Source organism: Emticicia sp. SJ17W-69, assembly GCF_051209875.1.
GTDB lineage: Bacteria > Bacteroidota > Bacteroidia > Cytophagales > Spirosomataceae > Emticicia.
Window position 1 is genome coordinate 1187579 of the sequence record NZ_JBNTQY010000001.1, and the last position, 20623, is coordinate 1208201.

Here is a 20623-nt window from a genome sequence, read left to right on the forward strand (position 1 = left end):
AAAAATTTTAATATTTTTTTGCACTCGTTACTCAATCATTCATTTCTTACAACCACAGATTAACTTTTTACACATGGCTCATATTCCTTTAGAAAGTCATTTGCCTGGTATTACGGGTTTACTCGAATACCGTAAAGATTCGGCTGCACCCATCCGCGAATTGACTCAAATATTACTTCGTGGAGAATCTACATTGACAGAAGGCGAGCGAGAATTAATTGCTTCATTGGTTTCATCAAGAAATCAATGCAAATTCTGTACGACTGCTCACACTGCTGCTGCAGATATTCTTTTGGGCGAATCAGAAACTTGTGAGATGGTAAAGCAAGATTTTGAAACAGCACCTGTAAGCGATAAAATGAAAGCTTTATTAGCAATTGCCGCTCATGTGCAACAAAACGGTAAAAGAGTTACCGAGAAAAATGTTGAACGTGCAAAAAACGCTGGAGCAACTGACCGAGAAATTCATGACACCGTATTGATTGCTGCTTTGTTTTGCTTATACAATAAGTATGTCGATGGATTAGCAAGTTTTACCCCTTCCGACCCTGCTTTTTATCAAAAATTAGGTGAACGTATAACCACGGTAGGTTACAATCGTTTGCCTGGTGGTTATGACCAATTAAAAAATGAAAATCAAAATTTAAAATAAATAAACTGCCGGTTTTCAACTGACACTTTTTCGGCTACTTTAATGCCGATGTCTGATTGCCGATAACCCAAACAATCTACCTCTATGAAATACATTTACACACTAACAATTTTGTTTTGTAGTACCCTTCTCTCATTTGCTCAAAATGTCACAGGAACTGTTGCTGATGCCGAAACACAAAAGCCTATTATTGGAGCTACGGTCATTGTAAAGGGCAAAAATACGGGAATAATCACAAACGCAGATGGACAGTTTTCGATAAAAGCTGCTGTACCGACTACACTCGTCGTAACAGTCATTGGTTATGAACGTCAAGAAATCATTGTAAACTCAACTGCATCTATTAAAATTTTGCTCAAAACAGGTTCGGAACTTTTGCAACAAGTGGTTATTTCTGCTTCACGTGTTGAAGAAAATATTCTAAAATCGCCTGTGACCATCGAAAAAATGGATATTAGGGCAATACAGCAAACGCCTTCAGCTAATTTTTATGATGCTTTGGTCAATGTTAAAGGAATTGATATGGTGACCAGTAGTTTAACTTATAAAGCTATCAATACTCGTGGTTTTAATACCACGGGGAATGGTCGTTTTTTACAAACAGTTGATGGCATGGACAGCCAATCAGCAGGTTTAGGTTTTGCGATGGGTAATCTTTTTGGCCCGCATGATATTGATGTTGAAAGTGTAGAGTTGATTCCAGGAGCTGCTTCTGCACTTTATGGCCCAGTGGCATTTAATGGTTTACTTTCTACTCGTACAAAAAATCCTTTTGATTATCAAGGATTAAGTGTGCAGACAAAAGTTGGCGTAAATCACATTGGTGATGGCACAAGTTATGGAGCTAAACCAATGGGCGATTTTGCTGTGCGTTATGCAAAAGCTTTCAATAATAAAATAGCTTTCAAACTCAATGCTTCTTATTTGGGAGGTACTGATTGGTACGCCAATGATTTATCGGATATTGATGCTAATACCGCTGCTGGTAGCCGTGGACTCAATAATCCTGGAAAAAATCAATTGAATATTTATGGAGATGAAGTAGCTCAGACAATCGCAGGCATTGGTCGTGTTTCTCGTACAGGTTATGCTGAAAGAGATTTGGCCAATTATGGTGTACACAGCACCAAAGTAAGTGGAGCTTTACATTACAGATTCAACGATAACTTAGAAGCAATTTATCAAGCAAATTATAGCGAAGGTGTGGCTCAATATACTGGTAGTCAGCGTTTTGCTATCAATGGTTTTAATTTTGTTCAACACAGACTTGAATTGAGAAGCAATAAATTTTATGTAAGAGCTTATTCAAGCCAAGAAGACTCGAAAGATTCTTATCAAGTTCGCTCATTGGGACAATTAATCAATAAAACTTGGGTGAAAGACCTTAGTGGAAATGTGGTTGCTGCTAAAGATGCTGATGCGATGTGGTTTCAACGTTATACGGCTGCTTTTATGGGGACAATTACAGGAGTTACTGGTAATAGCGATGCCTCCGCAAGAGGTTTTGCCGACCAAGGACGCATTTTGCCAGGAACTGCAGAATTTGATGCTGCCAAACAAAAACTCATAGAAACCCAAGGATTGAGCGGGGCAGGAATATATAGCCGATGTGGTTTGAAGCACTTGGAAGGAATGTATGATTTCAGTTCAGTTTTGAAAGTAGTTAACTTACAAGTAGGGGGTAATTTAAGAAAATATTACTTAGACACACAAGGTACTTTATTTGACGATAAAGGCAAAAATCTAACTAATTCAGAGTATGGCGTTTTTGCTCAGGCTTCAAAATCTTTGTTTAAAGACAAATTGAAACTCACGCTTTCTGGAAGATATGATAAAAATGAAAATTTTGATGGAAGATTTACGCCACGTGCATCAATGGTTTTCAGTCCAAAACAAAACCATAATTTCAGAGCAAGCTATCAAACTGGCTTCCGTAATCCAACTATTGGCGACCAATATATCAAACTCAATGCAGGGCCAATTATCATTTTAGGTGGAGCCCCTGTCAATTCGATTGGTACAAAAGAAATCAATGCTTATACAAACTCCTATACTATTGCATCGGTAAGTGCATTTGGTGGAGCTTTTGGTAAAGATGTTGGTAGTGGCGTGCCATTCCCAGTAGCGGTTGCCAACAACAAAGACAAATTAGTAAAATCAAATGTACCTTATATCAAACCTGAGCAAGTGCAAAGTTTTGAAATTGGATATAAAGGCATATTGACAGATAAGTTAATTTTTGACATCAATTATTATCATAGCCAATACAAAGATTTCTTGATAAATACGGTGGTAATGGCTCCTAATAGCGATGTTTTGGGTAGTGATGGAAAACCTAACTTTAATGCGGCGGCGGATATTTTGGGTGGTAAAACGCAATTATACCAATTATACACAAATGCTGCTGACAAAGTATCTATTCAAGGGATTGGTGTTGGTTTAGGCTATATTTTACCTAAAAACTATCGCATAAATGGCAATGTTACTTGGTCAGATTTTAACCTTTTAGATGCTAATCCAAGCAATATCCCTGCCTTCAATACTCCAAAATGGAAAACCAATCTAATTTTGAGCAATGCAAAATTAACCGAAAAGTTAGGCTTTAGTGTAGCTTGGCATTGGCAAAGTGCTTTCGACTGGTATGGTACTTTTACAACGCCATTGCCAGGACGAATCAATGCTTATAGCTTGCTTGATGCACAAATAAGCATGAAAGTACCGAGTTTGAAAACCATTGTAAAATTGGGAGCAAGTAATCTTACCAATCAATACATTGTACAGGCTTATGGCTCGCCAGCGGTGGGTGGTTTATACTATGTAAGTTTGAATTTTGATGAAATGTTTCGATAAAAGATGTTTCTATTATTTGCATCGACCATACACATATAAACAATAACACAATGAAAACTAAATATCCACTTTTTTTACCGTTTTTGCTACTATTATGTCAATCTTGCGGAGTAGCTATTACTAACTCAAATGATGAGATGGTAGAACTTTTAGCAAAAACCTATAAGAAATACAGTGTCAAAGAAAATACTTTTTGCCCAGAAGCAGAGCAGTCTTTTTTTGACTCTATTTCAATCAATCATCCTGACTATAATTTTAGGATGAGAGCCAATTTCTTTAAAGGCAGTAGTTTACTGAAATTAGGGAAAGAACAAGAAGCTGTGAATGTTTTTGAAAACCTGTTGCAAGAAGCAAGTTCTCAAAACCAAGTTGCTCACGAATTAGTGAGGAATTATGCCATTGCTTGTTTACGTTTGGGTGAACGCCAGAATTGTGTGACGAATCATTCTGCCGAATCTTGTATTTTACCTATTAGAAATTCAGGTATTCATCAAATTCAGACAGGTTCGAGAAAAGCGATTCAAGTGTATGCATCTCTTTTGAAAGAAAATCCTATAGATTATGAGTCAAGATGGTTATTGAATATTGCCTATATGACATTGGGTGAATATCCTTCAAAAGTACCAAGACAATGGTTGATTCCTAATATGGATAAAGACAATTCCGATTACAGCATCAAACCTTTTGTGGATGTTGCTCCTCATTTGGGGCTGAATAAAAAAAATATGGCTGGTGGGACTATCGTAGATGATTTCAATAATGATGGATATTTGGACATTGTTACTTCTGACTGGAGCTTGAATGGAGTTATGCACTATTTCAAAAATGACCAGAAAGGCAATTATATTGATTATTCAAAAAAATCAGCTTTAGGACGTTTTAAAGGTGGTTTGAATATGATTCAAGCTGATTATGACAATGATGGAGATATTGATATTTTTGTGTTAAGGGGAGCTTGGATGGGGCAATATGGCAAACAAGCCAATTCATTGTTAAGAAATAATGGTGATGATACTTTTACAGATGTAACTGTTAAAAGTGGTCTTTTTTCAGAATTTCCCACCCAGACAGGTGTTTGGCGTGATTTTAATAATGATGGTTGGTTAGATTTGTTTATTGGTAATGAAAGTTCGATACAAAAAGACCAATACTATCCTTGTGAACTATACATGAGTAATGCTGATGGCACTTTTAAAGAAGTGTCAAAGCAAGCGGGATGTAGAATCATGGATTTTGTAAAAGGTGTAACAGCAGGAGATTTTAACAATGATGGTTTGGAAGATATTTACATTTCGGGTATTACTGGTGAGCGAATATTATTAAAGAATAAAGGGTTGAAAGACGGTATTCCACAATTTGAAAACGTAACAAGAGCAGCAGGTTTAGCTGATGTTCGTGTAAGTACTTTTCCAACGTGGTTTTGGGATTATGACAATGATGGTTGGCAAGATATTTTTGTTTGTGGTTATGAATTTAGGTATTCCATTGCTCATACCGCAGCTACTGAAGCATTAGGAATTCCGAATGAGGCGAGTAGAATGTATCTTTACCATAATAATCATGATGGCACATTTACCAATGTTTCAGAGCAAGCAGGTTTAAACAAATCGGTCTTTGCGATGGGAGCAAATTTTGGTGATATTGATAATGATGGGAATTTGGATATGTATCTCGGTACAGGAAATCCTGATTATAAGTCGCTTGTACCTAACCGCCTTTTTAGAAATATGGGTGATGGCAAATTTGCTGATGTGACCGTTTCTGGGAGAGTGGGCAATTTGCAAAAAGGACATGCAGTTGCCATAACTGATATGGATAACGATGGCGACCAAGATATTTTTATAGAAGTAGGAGGGGCATATGTAGGTGATTCGTATAATAATTCGCTTTACCTTAATCCTGGTCAGAATGACAATCACTGGATAAATTTGAAATTAGAAGGAACAGCAAGCAATCGTTCAGCTATAGGTAGTCAACTTAAAATTAGTTTTACTGAAAACGGCAAGAAAAGAATACTATATAGAACTGTCAACTCAGGTGGTAGTTTTGGAGCATCAACATTAAGGAGAGAAATTGGTATTGGACAAGCAAATATAATAGACGAAATTGCTGTAACTTGGGCAAAAACTCGTAAAACACAAGTTTTTAGAAATATTAAACCCAACCAATTTATTAAAATAACGGAAGGTAGTAATACTATTTCAAATATTAATATTAAAAAAACAGATATTTCAGAACCAAATTCGACTATTCCGATTTGCAAAACGAATCCAACGACAATTTGACATAAATAAAAAAATATTCAATGAAATTAACCTACTTAAACAAAGCTAAACCAAGGCTTGCCTTTATCGTTTGTATGCTGTGCTATCTTTTAGGTGGCACAGTTTCGACCTTAATGTCAGTTTATTTGCCTGTTGCCATTCCAGAATTATTGCAAAGAAATGTTTCTGAACAAGAATTAGGCGATATCGGAGCTTACCTTAGTTCTTCCTCCATATTTGGTTGGATGTTAGGTGGTTTGATTTTAGGTATTGTCAGTGATAAAATTGGTCGAATCAAAACACTCGCATTGGCTACTGCCTTGTACGGTTTTTTTACTTTGACGGTAGTTTTTGTAAGCGATTGGCATGTATTATTAGTCTATCGTTTTTTGTCAGGAATGGGTGTCGGAGGAGTTTTATTGGTTAGCACAGTCTATATTTCTGAGATTTGGAAAGAAAGCAATCGCCCTGTGATGTTAGGCGTTTTAGCTGTGGCATTTCCTATTGGGATAGTTTTAACAGGAGGTTTAAATGTCTTTTTTAGCTATTGGAAAGATGCTTTTTGGTTAGGAATTTTACCTTTGATATTATCAATTATTACATTTGTTTTTTTACCCGAATCAGAGAAATGGAAACAAATGCAAAATGTTGATAATAAAGTATTTAAGAAATTGTTTTCGTCAGAAAATAGTAGAAATTTAGCTTATGGTTCAATTATTTTTGGGTCAGTTTTAGTGGGACTTTGGGGGATTTTCTCTTGGTTACCTACTTGGGTGCAAAGTTTGCTTGGCGACACTTCTGATGGACAAACAGAAAGAGGATTAACGATGGTTTTATTAGGTGTAGGTGGAGTTGTAGGAGGAAGTTTTTCTGGTTTTTTGATTCAAAAATTAGGTTCAATTAAAACTTTAATACTTACATTTTCAGGTTGTATTTTGGCTTGTGGCATACTTTTTCTGACCAATACAAAATTTTCTCCTATTATTTATGCTGAAATGGCATTTTTGACTTTGTTTTTAGGAATTAGTCAAGGGGCATTGTCGAGCTATATTCCAGCCTTATTTCCGACAGATATTCGGGCCACAGCAACTGGTTTTTGTTTTAATATTGCTCGTTTTTTTACGGCAACAGCAGTTTTTTTTGTAGGTAGTTTAGTTACTTTTTTTGGTGGTTTCAGCAATGCACTTTTGTCTTTTTCGGTCTTTTTTATTTTTGCCATAATCGCCACTTATTTTAGTGCTAAATCTATGGAATAATCTTTAAATTTTATAAATAAAACTAAATAATAAAAATCATGGCAAACGCTGAAGAAATCCTATTACAAAATCAAGAAATGATTCTTGAAAACCAAAAAATGATTCTCGAAAATCAGAAAACGATTGTTGAAAACCAATCTCAAATTCTGAAAAATCAGGAACAACTCAATGCCAATCAAGGAACTATTCTTGGTAATCAAGACATATTTTAGAAAATCAGACAAATTTTACAAAGGTTCTAAATAATCAAGATGAAATATTGGCTTTTGTAAAAAATCGTTAGTTTTAAATCAACGTGGCATGTCTGATATTTTAATTGATCTTCAAGACGTGCCATGTTTAGTGTAACTCTTACATTGAGCTTCCGAATTTCAATGCCCAATAATGTGGTATTTTACATTATTTATTTTACATTTATCTATCATTATGCCCCATATTCCACTTCCAGAAGGCGTACCAGGTATTCGTAGCTTGGTCATGTATCGTCCAGATACTGGTAAACCTTTATATGAATTAGCCCAAATTTTATTGAGAGAGGAATCTCCGTTGAGTCCAGCCGAGCGTGAATTGATTGCAACGTATGTTTCTCATAAAAATACCTGTAATTTTTGTATGAATAGTCATGCTGCGGCAGCACGCTATTTGTTTCAAGATGAGGCAAAAACGGTAGATTTAGTATTGGATGATTATCAAAATGCCCCTATTTCTGAAAAATTGAAAGCCTTGTTGACGATTGCTGGAAAGGTACAAACTGATGCTCGAACAGTGAGCGACGAAGATGTAGAAAATGCTCGAAAATTTGGTGCCAATGACCGTGATATTCACGATACAGTTTTGATTGCGGCAACTTTTTGTATGTTCAATCGCTATGTAGATGGCTTGGCAACGCTTAGTCCAACCGATTCAAACCTTTATGCACAAATGGGCGAACGTATGGGAACATTGGGTTATGTTCTTCCAAAAACACAATAATGAATAGAAATAATAGTTCAAATCTGCAATAAAATGCCATATATTAAACTTGATGAAACATTGCCAGGCATGAGAAGTTTATTAGCTTTTCGACCAGCGATTGCAGAGCCTTTGACAACATTAATGCAAATTTTGATGCGAAGCGATGAAGGATTGAGTAAAGGCGAAAGAGAACTCATAGCCACTTTTGTGTCTTCGTTGAATGGGTGTTCGGTTTGTCATAAAATTCATGGAGAAGTAGCTCAGTGCTTATTGAATGGAGAAGAAAATCTGATTGAAAAAGTAAAAGAAAACTATCAAAATGCACCGATTTCTGATAAAATGAAAGCTTTGCTAACAATAGCGGTAAGTGTGCAAAAAAATGGAAAACAAGTAAGTATTGAGCAAGTGGCTGCAGCAAAAAGTAGGGGAGCAAATGATTTGGAAATTCATGATACAGTTTTAATTTCCGCTCTGTTTTGCCTATTCAATCGTTATATTGATGGCTTGGGAATATTATCAAAAGACACACCCGAAACTTTAAAAGAAAGAGGAAAAATGATAGCTGAAATGGGTTATAGTTCACATCCCCCAAAAGATTAAACATAAAATTTGATTATCAAGAAAATTCATTATACGAATAATGGCACATATCGAACTAACCGAACAACTACCTGGCATCAGAGGTTTGATGGCATTTAGACCTTCAACTGCTACGCCATTAAATGCTTTGGCAGAAGTACTTTTACGGATTGATGAAGGTTTGAGTAAAGGCGAAAGAGAATTAATAGCCACTTTTGTTTCTTCATTGAATGATTGTTTTTTTTGTCAGAATATTCATGGAGCAGTGGCTCAATATTATTATTCAGAAGAAGAAGATTTGGTTCAAAAGGTAAAAGTAGATTATCAAAATGCTCCAATTTCTGATAAAATGAAAGCTCTTTTAGGCATTGCCGCCAACGTTCAAAAAGGAGGTAAATTCGTCACTCCAGAGCAAATTGAAATTGCAAAAAAATTAGGAGTGACTGACATAGAAATTCATGATACGGTTTTGATTGCGGCAGCTTTTTGTATGTTCAATCGCTATGTTGATGGCTTGGGTACCTTTGCTCCAAATGCTCCAGCAATGTATCGTGAACGTGCAAAAAAGATTGCAGAAGAAACAGGTTATGCTGGTTCATCACCCCGTTAAAGGTATTGCAAATAAAATTGATATAAGCTCTCTATTCATCTTTGTTGGTGGATAGAGTTTTTTTTTACCGGAGGTTTATAATTTTTTTCCATTATTTAGGAAATATGAGTTTTTGTTATTCTTGCTCCAAGTAAATGGAAAAGTATTTATTTAATAATAAATATAAAATAAGTGCTAAATATATTAAATTCAACTGCTTTTTATTGATTTTGACGTATATGATTTTGTTTTTGCGGAAAAATATTCCATTAAATTGGAATTTATTGAAAAAAGTATTTCCTTTGCTATCGAAATTTAAAAAAACATAATTACCAATCATTTAGATTTTGAAAAAAATCTCCTCAATATTATTCTTATGCCTTTTACTTTGTAATGTTTTGGGCTTTACATTCGTCACGCTTTGGAACGAATGGCAGGAAAGCCATAGTGTAAAATCGAGTAGTTTTGTTGAGATAAAAAATAACGAATTGGTTTTTAAGATGCAGCTAACACTGCCTTATCAGCCCGAATTTCGGAGTGATTTAATGACTGGAAATACAGCTATTTATGAGGGGAAATTTTATGAGTCTTATGTACAAATTTATCAAAAAGATACACTCTATACTTATTATCGCCCTTTGAGTGTTAATCAAGATAATATTTTAGCATTATTAAAAGATGTACACGAAAATTTGAACGTTTTCTCAAAAAACCATAAAACACCAAGTCAACGAGCTTTAGAATTCTTTAAAAACTTTTCAAAAGATTATGTCGAACTTCACTCAAACATGATTGCATGGTTTTGGGTCGAAAATTTAGAAGTCATCAACAACTTTACATATCTAACTCCACATACAAATTCCATTTTAACGGTCAATTACCTTCCTCCGATTTCTACAAGTTTATAAGTCCGTATTCCAAAGATCATTAGGCAATGCTTATATCAAGTATTGTTCCTATGAACTATTATCTATGATGTTAATTTATTGAAACTACTAAAAATGAAATCTTTTATCAAGTACTTAGTCCTTGGGCTATGTTTGATGTCTATCTCATCAAATATCTATGCTCAAATGCCGCATGATGTTATTTATATGCCTAAAAATACTGCTTGTTTGGCAGTATCGTATAATAGCAGTAGCTGGAAAAAATATTGGGAAAATACCCTCAAACGTGAAAACTTCAATATCGGTACACTTACAACCGAAAGCGTAATGCCAATGTTGGCTGTCGGAATTACCGATAAATTGAATGTTATTGTTGGACTTCCTTATGTTCAAACCAAAGCAAGTGCTGGTAATTTAATGGGCCAAAAAGGTATTCAAGACCTATCGGGTTGGTTGAAATATCAATTAGTGAAAAACGACAAAGGACTTTCTTTGCATGGTGTTTTAGGTGCATCTGTTCCTGTTGGAAACTATGTGCCAGATTTTTTACCAATGTCAATTGGCTTACAAACAAAAACTGCAACTGGGCGATTGATTGCTAATTACTCCCATAAGTCGGGTATTTATGCAACAGCTCATGCAAGCTACATTTTACGTAGCAAAATCAAAGTTGACAGAGATGCTTACCAAGCTGATAATCGAGTATATAATACCAATGAAGTAAGTGTGCCAAACGCTACTGATGCTGCTCTTAGATTAGGCTATTCAAAAAATGGAAGCAGAATTCAGGCTGAGGCTTTCGTTGAGCATTTTACTTGTGTAGGTGGTGATAATATCCGTCGAAATGATATGCCTTTCCCCACTAATAACATGACTTCTACAAGTGTTGGCTTTTATGGCAAATATCAACCTAAAAATATCGGATTTAATGTTCGAATTGCAAAAGTAATTGACGGACTAAATGTTGGTCAATCACTAAGTTATTCAGTTGGTTTATTATATCAAATCAATTATTTCAAGAAAACAGAAAAAAAATAAACCACAAAGTCTTGATAATCAATAAAATAGATAATTGTTATGAAAAATTTATATAAAATATTCGCTTCTCTTTTTTTCATTGCTGGTTTAGCTGGTGTTATCATCTCATGTGATAAAACGGTTGCTGAACCAATCAAAGAAGCTTACACACCCGCTAGTTTAGATGAGAATGCAGGCACTTGGAAAACTTATGTTTTGGCAAGTCCAACGGATGTTGTAGTAGCAGCACCTAAAGCAGCAACTGATGCAGCCTATCTCAAAGAATTAGATTCATTGAAAAATAAAATTCTTCCAGCAGTTAGCTCTACAAACAAAGATGCAGTAGCTTATTGGGGAGCAGGAGCAGTGTATCGTTGGAATGAAATTGCTCGTGAATTAGCAGCAAGATACAATATACCACCAGCTTCAAATGCAGAAGGTAAATATCCTGTGCCAGATGCAACTAACCCTTTGGCTGATCCAAAATTTCCATTTGCCAATCCTCCTTATACAGCACGTGCATTGGCTTATTTGAGTGTTGCTCAATACGATGCTTTGGTTTCAGCTTGGAATTATAAATATAAATATAATCGCAAAGCACCATCAAAAAATGATGCTTCAATCTCAGCTTTATTGCCAGTAACTGATCTACCGTCTTATCCTTCAGAAGATGCAGTAGTGGCTGCTGCTTCTTACACTATTTTAGTAGCAATGTTTCCAGGTGAAGTACCTTATTTAGATTCAAAATTAGCAGAAGCAAAAAATGCAAGAATTTGGGCAGGAACAAATGTGCCAAGCGATATTTCAGCAGGAGATGCACTTGGGAAAGCTGTTGGAGCAAAAGTAATGGCAAAAGCAAAAACCGATGGGATGAGTGCTGCAAATAACCAAGCCTTGACTGCTGGAATGATTGAAAATGCAAAGAAAATTGGTGTCAAAAACCCATGGGTAAGTCAAGAAACACCAGCACGCCCACCAATGTTGCCAAACTACGGGGCAGTAACAACGTGGAATTTTGATAAAGCAACAATGGTACAAATTCGTCCATTGATTCCATATTTAGAAAATTCAGCGGAGTTTCAAAAAGATATTGATGAGTTAAAATCAATTGAAAAAAATCAAACCCGTGAGCAAGCTCGTATTGCCAATTATTGGGCTGATGGTGCAGGAAGTTATACTCCTCCAGGGCATTGGCATAGAGCAGGTGCAAATGCAGCTCATGATGCCAAATTTAGCGAAGTTCGTATGGCCAGAACATTGGCACTGCTCGGCACTGCCGAAATGGATGCAGGTATTGCATGTTGGGAAACGAAATATTATTATTATACACCTCGCCCACAACAATTTGGTGTAAAAACTTCAGTAGGATTACCAAACTTCCCTTCTTATACTTCAGGACACTCAACTTTTTCAGCAGCAGCAGCCACTGTTTTAGGTTCGATTTTTCCTGAAAAAGCGAATGAATTTTCAGCACAAGCTCAAGAGGCATCCAACTCTCGTGTTTATGGTTTGATCCATTACCGTGTAGATTGTTCAATGGGATTAGCACATGGAAAGAGAATAGGTGAATATGCCATCGCAAGAGGCAAAGCTGATGGTTCTGGGCTTTAAAAGAGCTCATTTTATTGAAGAGAACTAGTGTCGACTTCAAAACAAAAACATTTTTATCTCTAAATACTTTACGAAAATGAAAAAATATTTATTATTAATCACTTTTTTGATGTCTAATATAATCGCCTTTTCACAAGGTTGTATTGCGGTTCGTTCGATGGCAACTGCCAACGGAAATCCGAGTGGTTCGGCTTTTATGCACGCGGGTGAATTTCAAGTTTCTGCCAATTATCGTAACCTACATTCATACAAACATTTTGTGGGTACTGTAGAACAAAAACAACGTGTTGAACAACACACAGAAGTGATCAATGACCAACATAGTTTTGATTTTGGACTTACTTATGCGGCTACTAATCGTTTAAGCGTAACCATCAATGTTCCAATGTCTTATAATGACCGTTCTTCACTTTATGAACATTATGGCAATGGTACGCCTGCAGGTTCTAACCCTCGTTTTCATACACAATCAAAAGGTGTAGGTGATATGCGTTTGTCAGCTTCATATTGGGTAATAGACCCAATGAAAGCACCGAAAGGTAATATTGCCATCGGCGTTGGAATCAAAGCTCCTACGGGTAATGCAAATGTGCAAGACGAATTTCATAAATTAGACAAAGATAAAAAAGAGTATATCCAAGTAAAAGCGGTTGACCAATCGATTCAATTAGGAGATAGTGGCTGGGGCGAAAGTATTGAGGTGCAAGGCTATTGGTCTTTGTTTAAGAAAGCCAATCTCTATTTCAATGGTTTTTATTTATTTAGTCCAAAAGAATTAAATAAAGCAACAAACCTTTCGGTGCCTGACCAATTTGGTGCAAGAGTTGGCTTAACTTATGGCTTATTGCCAAAACAAAACATCGCTGTTAGCTTAGGCGGAAGATTAGAAGGCTTGCCTGCAGTTGATGCTATCGGTGGAAGTGCGGGTTCACGTCGCCCAGGTTATATAGTTTCAATTGAGCCAGGTATTATCTGGAGCGGACATCATAGCTCGCTTTTGGTGGCTGTGCCTTATGCCGTAGTTAGAAACCGTATCCCTACTTGGACAGCAACAGGTTTTAGAGAAGGTGATGCTGCTTTTGCTGATTATTTTATTTCAGCTACTTATGCTTATCGTTTCTAAGATGTTTTTACAAAGAATGTGATTAAACTCATTGTTTTTAGGGAAATTAATCACATTCTTTGCCCAAGATTTTCATAATATCGAAACTAAAAGTAGATTTGTGATAAAATTTTGGGAAACACTATTTGAAAAAAATCTCCTCAATATTATTTCTATTTCTATTACTTTGTAATGTCTTAGGCTTTACATTCGTTACTTTTTGGAACGAATGGCAGGAAAGACACAGCGTAAAATCTAATAGTTCAGTCGAAATAAAAGGAAATGAATTGATTTTCAAAATGCAACTTACGCTTCCTTATCAAACTGAATTTCGGAATGATTTAATGACAGGAAATACGGCCATTTATGAAGGTCAATTTTATGAATCGTATGAGCAGGTTTATCAAAATGACACACTTTATACACATTATCGCTTGCTGAATATTAGCCGAGATAATATTTATACATTGTTGAATGAAGTACATGAAAACCTCAATGTTTTTTCAAAAAACAATAAAACTACAAGCCAAAAAGCCTTAGAATTTTTTAAAAACTTCTCAAAAGATTATGTAGAATTGTATTCGAGCATGATTACATGGTTTTGGATAGAAGATTTTGGTTTTAAAAACTACAATTATTTAGCAGTACATTCCAATCATATTTTGTCGGTCAAAGCCCCGCCACCGATGTTTTCATAAGACCCTTTTTTATTTAAGATTCATTTGGCATTCCTTTTGAAAGGCAATGCTATGATGCTATTAATTGTCATCATACTTCAATGATGATAAAATCTCAACTAATAAAATGATAAAATGAAAAAAAATATATTACTTTTTTTTCTGTCAAATACGTTTGTATTTGCACAGCAAAAAATAGATTCAACTAAAATCCTGAAGCTCAACGAAGTACAAGTAAAAGAACAGCAATTCAAATTTAATATCCAAAGCCTTCCAGCTACTAAAGGTACCTATCTTTATGCAGGAAAAAAGACAGAAGTAATCAATGTTTTAGGATTAGATGCTAATATTGCAGAAAAAACACCACGACAGATTTTTGCTAAAGTACCAGGTGTTTTTGTCTATGATATGGACGGTTCAGGAAATCAAATCAATATTTCAACACGAGGGCTTGACCCTCATCGTGGTTGGGAATTTAATATCAGAAAAGATGGCGTAGTTACTAATTCTGATATTTATGGGTATCCAGCCAGCCATTATTCAATGCCGATGGAAGCGATTCAAAATATTGAAATGATTCGTGGAACTGGCTCTTTACAATACGGAGCTCAATTTGGTGGAATGCTTAATTATATTGGAAAGCAAGGGGATTCAACTAAAGTATTCGATTTTGAAAGTACGAATAGTATTGGCTCGTATGGGTTGTTGAGTACGTATAATGCTGTTGGTGGACAAGTTGGCAAGGTAAATTATTATGCTTATTATAGCAAAAGAGTTTCTGATGGTTACAGAGATAATAGTCGTAGCGACTACCAAGCTCAATCGGCTCAAATTACTTATCGTCCCACTTCAAAGTTGTCATTGAAAGCAGATTTTTCTCGTTCAAAATATGTCTTCCAATTAGCAGGACAGCAAACCGATGCCATGTTTTATGCTAATCCAAGAGCATCTATTCGGTCAAGAAATTATTATAGTCCAGATATTTATGTGCCTTCCATTTCATTGAATTGGGCTTTGAGTAATCGTACTAAACTCTCGTGGGTTAATTCAGCAATTTTAGGTAGTAGAAATAGTGTAATGTTTGATAAAACTGCCGACATTCTTGATAAAATAGACCCAGTAACGCTTCAATATGCCAATCGTCAGGTTGACATTGACAATTACCATAGTTTCACTTCCGAACTACGTATTTTACATGAATATCGCATCGGAAAAATGCCTTCAATAGTAGTAGGAGGGGTGCAATTGATGAATAATGATTTGCATCGCCGTCAACAAGGAAAAGGTACAACAGGGAGTGATTTTGACCTAAGTATTACTGGAGACTTTGGTAGAGATTTACATTTTAAAACACAAAATATTGCTGTTTTTATAGAAAATCGCATCAATTTAACTCAAAAATTAGCAATTTCTCCAGGTTTTAGAATTGAGTCTGGCGAATCAGAAATGTCAGGTACGATTAGTTATTATGACCCAGCAAAATTGCCAAATGTGATTCCACATCGTTTCCCATTGTTTGGTGTAAATGCAGATTATCAATTGACCAAAAACCAAAATTTTTATACTGGTTTTTCGCAAGCATACCGCCCTGTGATTTTCAAAGATATTATTCCTGCATCTATTTATGAAAAATCGGCAGATAATCTAAAAGATGCCAGTGGGTATAATTTTGAAGCGGGTTATAAAGGAAATTTCGAACGGATAAGAGTGGAGTTGACGTATTTTCAACTACTTTACAGAAATAGGCTCGGAACTTTGGCTCAAACGGATGCCAATGGCGTTTTTCAAATTTTGCGAACAAATATAGGAGATTCTTTTACGAAAGGCTTAGAAATGTTTGTTGAATATTACGCAAGAATCAACGAAAAAGCAAACATCTCAATATTTACTTCAACGGCTTTGATGGAGGCGAAATATTTGAAATCGGAAATTCGTTCGGGCGAAAAAAATATCAATATTGAAGGTAATTTTGTTGAAAGTACACCGCAAATAATTAGTCGTAATGGTGCTACATTAAGATACAGAAAACTGAGTTTGACGAGTCTTTTTAGCTATACAGCTAAAAGCTATGCCGATGCACTTAACACTGTGCAAGCTTCGGCAAATGGTAGCGTTGGATTGGTTCCGGCATATAGCATTCTTGATTTTAATGCTACATATCGAATTTCGAGCAAACTATTATTGAAACTCAATCTTAATAATGCAACTAACAAACAATATTTTACAAAACGTCCGCAATTTTATCCTGGTCCAGGCATTTGGGCTTCTGATGGTCGAAGTGTAAATTTGACAGTTTCTACTCGTTTTTAAATATTATTTTTTTAGATTTGACAGCTGGATTGGATTTACCGATACAGTTGTCAAATCTAACCTTTTTACTAAAATATGTCCAATTTTATTGCCCATAATGCCACCGTAATAGGAAAAGTTACGCTTGGAGATGATGCTTCAGTGTGGTACTCGGCAGTTATTCGTGCTGATGTGGAAGAAATTATCATTGGTAAACGAACCAATATTCAAGATGGAGCAATTTTACATGCCGATTATGGCGAGCCAACCATCATTGGTGATGATGTGACGGTAGGTCATGGAGCAATCGTGCATGGAGCTACAGTAGGGAATTGCACACTTATTGGCATGAGAGCGACGATTTTGAATCGAGCTAAAATTGGTAACTATTGCATCATCGGAGCATGTGCCTTAGTAACAGAAGGCATGGAAATTCCAGATTATTCGATGGTTTTGGGAGTTCCTGCAAAAATAGTTAAACAAATCCCACCAGCTTATACCCAGAGTCTTGAAATGAGTGCTGCACATTATGTTGAAATGGCTCATCGCCACCAATTTGGTGAATTTAAGCAACTGGTTTAAACGTTTTAAAAAAGGTTTTTGTGAAATAGTATTGGATTGGTAAATATAATATACTCATATATTTCTTGTAAATAGTTGATAATCAAATAGTTATATGACTTTCTGCTGATTAAGGAGATTTTTGCTTTGGCAAGATTTTTGCTCTTAATTTTTGTAGTAATTGCGTAAGCTAAAAAGTCGGAATAAAACTATAAGCGTTATCATGAATCATTTTACTATTTTCTTTACAAAGAAACTTAATGTTCTCTTTCTCCCTTTAGTTTTGGGGATATTGTTTTCTTCTTGTAAAGATAAGAAAGCCACAGAAGAACCAACCCCTGTGAGTGTATCAATACCAACAAGTGAATTTGATGCAAGTATTGCCACTCGATGGACAGATTTGCAATTAAAGTTAATAAAATCTACCCCTGGTTATGCTCCACCTGTAGCGGCACGTACACTTGCTTATACGAGTCTTGCCTTGTACGAAAGTGTAGTTTATGGGATGAAAAATAATCAATCTTTGGTTGGTCAAATAGCTGGTTTGACAGACTTGCCTAAGCCAGATTTAGCGAAAGATTATAGTTGGGGTTTAGCTGCTAATTCGGCACTTTCGACCTTAGTTATTGAAATGTATGCTACTACCAATGATGCCAATAAAGCAGCCATTGATTCACTTCGCCGAAATATTGAAAGTCCTTTAAAAAGAGATGTTGAAAATCAAGATATTATCGACCGTTCGGTGGCTTTTGGAGCCGACATTGCCAAAGCGATTTGGGAATATTCAAAATCTGATGGTGGTAATGAAGGTTGGAACAATAATTTTCCCACTGATTATAAAATACCAGTAGGGATTGGGCTTTGGGAGCCAACCAATGCTCAAAAAACGCCATTGTTGCCATATTGGGGTAAAAATCGAACTTTTGTTGTTTTAAATATGACTACAAATCCAACAGCACCATATACTTTTTCTTTCAAAGAAAACTCTGATATGTATAAATTGGCAAAAGAAGTGTATGACATAAACAAAGCCTTAACAACAGAGCAAAAAGCTATTGCCAATTTCTGGTCTGATGGAGCAAATTCAATCACTCCTCCTGGACATCATTTCAATATTGCTAATATTGTGTTGAAAAAAGAAAAAGCAAAATTAGATAAAGCAGCAGAGGTATATGCTAAAGTAGGAATGGCCATAAATGATGCTTTTGTGACTTGTTGGCGAACTAAATATACGTATAATTTGATGCGTCCACAGACTTATATTCGTCAAGCAATCGACCCCTCATGGTCTCCACTGCTTGTCTCACCCCCCTTTCCTGAATATTCTTCTGGTCATTCATCTGGTTCGGGTGCAGCAGCCGAAATCCTAACAACGATTTTCGGAGATAATTTTGCTTTTACAGATAATACACACGCAGGAACATACGCTGACCGCTCGTTTAAATCGTTTTACGAGTATGCAAACGAAGCTACGCTTTCACGGCTTTATGGAGGAATTCACTATCGCCAAGCTAATGAAAATGGATTAAAAAATGGGAAAGAGATAGCTAAAAATATATTAAAATTGAAATTTACAAAATAGTCCACAAAATAGAAAATAAAGATTTGTCGTTTTTCAATTATCAACAAGCTACATTTCTTAGACTATCGACCGTTGATTGTTGTCTATCGACAAATAAAGTTTTTTTTACGCTGATTTCTTGATATATTTTTGTAAAAGCTCAGCTAAAACCCTGACGGAGGACATCAAAATCCCCGTCAGTGGTTAAAGTTAATTTCACGTTTTTATTATTTATCAAGAATTTGTACATTTGATTCATGTTTATTCTTACAAACATATTACTAAAGACACAAAAGACGATTGTAATAATAGCCTGTTTAGGCGTATTACTTTGTCAAAATGCTTTTTCCCAACACCAAGCTAAAGAGTTTTCGAGTGAAGTAGCTACAGCTTGGTACAATCTACAATTATTCTTGATTCCCAATACAACAGGTTTTTCACCACCAGTAGCTTCTCGTGCCTTGGGCTATACTGGATTGACACTCTATGAGTCAGTTGTAAATGGAATGCCTGATTATCAATCGCTTACAGGTGTTTTAAATGAATTTAAAACTGTTCCAAGAATAGAGTCAGGCAAAAACTATCATTGGGTTTTGTGTGCCAATGCCGCCCAAGCAAGCATTATCAAAAGCCTTTATGCCAGTACTTCTAAGGCAAATCTTCTCAAAATAGATTCATTGAAAGGTATTTTTGAAAGAAAATACTTAAATGATGTAGATAAGGAAACGGCTTTACGTTCGATTAAACTTGGCGAAGCAATAGCCAAAGCTGTTTTTGATTACTCAAAAACGGATGGAGGACATGAAGGTTATAATAAAAATTTCCCTAAAGATTATAAAGTTACCACAGGTGCATGTGCCTGGACACCCACAGGCGAGCAGTCAATACCTTTGCAACCTTACTGGGGACATAATCGAACTTTTGTGAAGGGAGATGCTGATTTTGAGTTGCCTACACCTCCTCGTTGTGAAGCAAGTATTTCGTCGGTCATGTATGCTCAAGCATTAGAGGTATATAGCACTGGTAAAAACTTATCTTCAGAACAAACTACCATTGCTCGTTATTGGTCAGATGATGCAGGAAAAACTTTTACGCCACCAGGTCATGCCATTGCGATTACATCACAAATAATTGCCAAAGAAAATTTACGATTAGATAAAGCGGCTGAGATTTATTGTAAGGTAGGTATTGCCGCTGCTGATGCTTTCATTTCTTGTTGGAAATGTAAGTTTATGCACAATGTTTTGCGACCTGTTTCATACATTCGTACCACCATTGACCGAAATTGGAATCCTTTGTTGGATACACCTCCTTTCCCTGAATACACATCTGGACACGCCTCTGTTTCAGGAGCAACGGCTCAAGTTTTATCTGATTTTTTTGGATTCAATTATCACTTTACTGATAATGCACATGCCGCCAGAGGTTTTAAACCTCGTTCATTTGAATCTTTCTATGAATTTGCCGAAGAAGCTGCTCTCTCCCGCATGTACGGGGGCATTCATTACCGAAATTCTAATGAACAAGGCTTAAAAAATGGCAAGAGAATTGGTAAAAACGTTTGTGAATTGAAGTTTAAGTCTAAAGGAGCTTAACTCAATTTACAATTGGAGATTTACGAATGAAGAATAATGAATAGTTTACAGTATTGGCATAAAGTGCTTATTATCAAAGGTTTATGAGTTGTGAAATTTAAAGTAAATAAATCATCTTATTTATTTTTCTTTTGTTAGTAGAAAACGTTAATTTTTCATTCGTAACTCGTCATTCGTAA

17 protein-coding genes are annotated in these 20623 nt (G+C 35.7%); all 17 read left to right on the forward strand.

Annotation, left to right across the window (positions count from 1 at the left end; genetic code table 11):
* The first annotated feature begins 73 nt into the window (after positions 1-73).
* The 17 genes from ACQUQZ_RS05065 to ACQUQZ_RS05145 all read left to right on the forward strand — a co-directional run bounded on the left by ACQUQZ_RS05065 (position 74) and on the right by ACQUQZ_RS05145 (position 20444).
* Positions 74-652, forward strand: a complete 579-nt coding sequence (locus ACQUQZ_RS05065; protein WP_435353674.1) for a carboxymuconolactone decarboxylase family protein — start codon at positions 74-76, stop codon at positions 650-652.
* 84 nt (positions 653-736) lie between these two features.
* Positions 737-3502, forward strand: coding sequence for a TonB-dependent receptor (locus tag ACQUQZ_RS05070; RefSeq protein ID WP_435353675.1), 2766 nt, complete (start codon positions 737-739; stop codon positions 3500-3502).
* Positions 3503-3552: 50 nt separating this feature from the next.
* Positions 3553-5787 (forward strand): FG-GAP-like repeat-containing protein, encoded by a 2235-nt coding sequence (locus ACQUQZ_RS05075; RefSeq protein ID WP_435353676.1) that lies wholly within the window; start codon positions 3553-3555, stop codon positions 5785-5787.
* A 20-nt stretch (positions 5788-5807) separates the two neighbouring features.
* Positions 5808-7022 carry an MFS transporter gene (locus tag ACQUQZ_RS05080; RefSeq protein ID WP_435353677.1) on the forward strand — a complete coding sequence of 405 codons (1215 nt, stop codon included), beginning with the start codon at positions 5808-5810 and terminating at the stop codon, positions 7020-7022.
* Positions 7023-7060: 38 nt separating this feature from the next.
* Positions 7061-7234, forward strand: coding sequence for a hypothetical protein (locus ACQUQZ_RS05085; RefSeq protein ID WP_435353678.1), 174 nt, complete (start codon positions 7061-7063; stop codon positions 7232-7234).
* Between the two features lie 214 nt (positions 7235-7448).
* A complete protein-coding gene (locus ACQUQZ_RS05090; protein ID WP_435353679.1) occupies positions 7449-7994 on the forward strand; it encodes a carboxymuconolactone decarboxylase family protein in 546 nt (181 codons plus the stop codon).
* Between the two features lie 33 nt (positions 7995-8027).
* Positions 8028-8576, forward strand: coding sequence for a carboxymuconolactone decarboxylase family protein (locus ACQUQZ_RS05095; protein ID WP_435353680.1), 549 nt, complete (start codon positions 8028-8030; stop codon positions 8574-8576).
* A gap of 40 nt (positions 8577-8616) precedes the next feature.
* On the forward strand, positions 8617-9165 hold the full coding sequence (locus tag ACQUQZ_RS05100; RefSeq protein WP_435353681.1) for a carboxymuconolactone decarboxylase family protein: 549 nt from the start codon (positions 8617-8619) through the stop codon (positions 9163-9165).
* 326 nt (positions 9166-9491) lie between these two features.
* Positions 9492-10052: a hypothetical protein gene (locus ACQUQZ_RS05105; protein ID WP_435353682.1), complete on the forward strand. Its 561-nt coding sequence runs from the start codon at positions 9492-9494 to the stop codon at positions 10050-10052.
* Positions 10053-10145: 93 nt separating this feature from the next.
* Entirely contained in the window at positions 10146-11069 is a 924-nt protein-coding gene (locus tag ACQUQZ_RS05110; protein WP_435353683.1) for a hypothetical protein, read from the forward strand.
* Between the two features lie 39 nt (positions 11070-11108).
* On the forward strand, positions 11109-12659 hold the full coding sequence (locus tag ACQUQZ_RS05115) for a phosphatase PAP2 family protein (RefSeq protein WP_435353684.1): 1551 nt from the start codon (positions 11109-11111) through the stop codon (positions 12657-12659).
* Between the two features lie 76 nt (positions 12660-12735).
* On the forward strand, positions 12736-13782 hold the full coding sequence (locus tag ACQUQZ_RS05120; RefSeq protein WP_435353685.1) for a hypothetical protein: 1047 nt from the start codon (positions 12736-12738) through the stop codon (positions 13780-13782).
* A 125-nt stretch (positions 13783-13907) separates the two neighbouring features.
* A complete protein-coding gene (locus tag ACQUQZ_RS05125; protein WP_435353686.1) occupies positions 13908-14459 on the forward strand; it encodes a hypothetical protein in 552 nt (183 codons plus the stop codon).
* A 114-nt stretch (positions 14460-14573) separates the two neighbouring features.
* Positions 14574-16748, forward strand: a complete 2175-nt coding sequence (locus ACQUQZ_RS05130; RefSeq protein WP_435353687.1) for a TonB-dependent receptor family protein — start codon at positions 14574-14576, stop codon at positions 16746-16748.
* 75 nt (positions 16749-16823) lie between these two features.
* A complete protein-coding gene (locus ACQUQZ_RS05135; RefSeq protein ID WP_435353689.1) occupies positions 16824-17309 on the forward strand; it encodes a gamma carbonic anhydrase family protein in 486 nt (161 codons plus the stop codon).
* Between the two features lie 202 nt (positions 17310-17511).
* Entirely contained in the window at positions 17512-18870 is a 1359-nt protein-coding gene (locus ACQUQZ_RS05140; RefSeq protein WP_435353691.1) for a vanadium-dependent haloperoxidase, read from the forward strand.
* 236 nt (positions 18871-19106) lie between these two features.
* Positions 19107-20444 carry a vanadium-dependent haloperoxidase gene (locus tag ACQUQZ_RS05145; RefSeq protein ID WP_435353693.1) on the forward strand — a complete coding sequence of 446 codons (1338 nt, stop codon included), beginning with the start codon at positions 19107-19109 and terminating at the stop codon, positions 20442-20444.
* Positions 20445-20623 lie beyond the last annotated feature (179 nt).

Excerpts from the sequence above, each read along its gene's own strand:
- ACQUQZ_RS05065 (WP_435353674.1), top strand. The coding sequence starts at position 74 with ATGGCTCATATTCCTTTAGAAAGTCATTTGCCTGGTATTACGGGTTTA.
- ACQUQZ_RS05070 (WP_435353675.1), top strand. The coding sequence starts at position 737 with ATGAAATACATTTACACACTAACAATTTTGTTTTGTAGTACCCTTCTC.
- ACQUQZ_RS05075 (WP_435353676.1), top strand. The coding sequence starts at position 3,553 with ATGAAAACTAAATATCCACTTTTTTTACCGTTTTTGCTACTATTATGT.
- ACQUQZ_RS05080 (WP_435353677.1), top strand. The coding sequence starts at position 5,808 with ATGAAATTAACCTACTTAAACAAAGCTAAACCAAGGCTTGCCTTTATC.
- ACQUQZ_RS05085 (WP_435353678.1), top strand. The coding sequence starts at position 7,061 with ATGGCAAACGCTGAAGAAATCCTATTACAAAATCAAGAAATGATTCTT.
- ACQUQZ_RS05090 (WP_435353679.1), top strand. The coding sequence starts at position 7,449 with ATGCCCCATATTCCACTTCCAGAAGGCGTACCAGGTATTCGTAGCTTG.
- ACQUQZ_RS05095 (WP_435353680.1), top strand. The coding sequence starts at position 8,028 with ATGCCATATATTAAACTTGATGAAACATTGCCAGGCATGAGAAGTTTA.
- ACQUQZ_RS05100 (WP_435353681.1), top strand. The coding sequence starts at position 8,617 with ATGGCACATATCGAACTAACCGAACAACTACCTGGCATCAGAGGTTTG.
- ACQUQZ_RS05110 (WP_435353683.1), top strand. The coding sequence starts at position 10,146 with ATGAAATCTTTTATCAAGTACTTAGTCCTTGGGCTATGTTTGATGTCT.
- ACQUQZ_RS05115 (WP_435353684.1), top strand. The coding sequence starts at position 11,109 with ATGAAAAATTTATATAAAATATTCGCTTCTCTTTTTTTCATTGCTGGT.
- ACQUQZ_RS05120 (WP_435353685.1), top strand. The coding sequence starts at position 12,736 with ATGAAAAAATATTTATTATTAATCACTTTTTTGATGTCTAATATAATC.
- ACQUQZ_RS05130 (WP_435353687.1), top strand. The coding sequence starts at position 14,574 with ATGAAAAAAAATATATTACTTTTTTTTCTGTCAAATACGTTTGTATTT.
- ACQUQZ_RS05135 (WP_435353689.1), top strand. The coding sequence starts at position 16,824 with ATGTCCAATTTTATTGCCCATAATGCCACCGTAATAGGAAAAGTTACG.
- ACQUQZ_RS05140 (WP_435353691.1), top strand. The coding sequence starts at position 17,512 with ATGAATCATTTTACTATTTTCTTTACAAAGAAACTTAATGTTCTCTTT.
- ACQUQZ_RS05145 (WP_435353693.1), top strand. The coding sequence starts at position 19,107 with ATGTTTATTCTTACAAACATATTACTAAAGACACAAAAGACGATTGTA.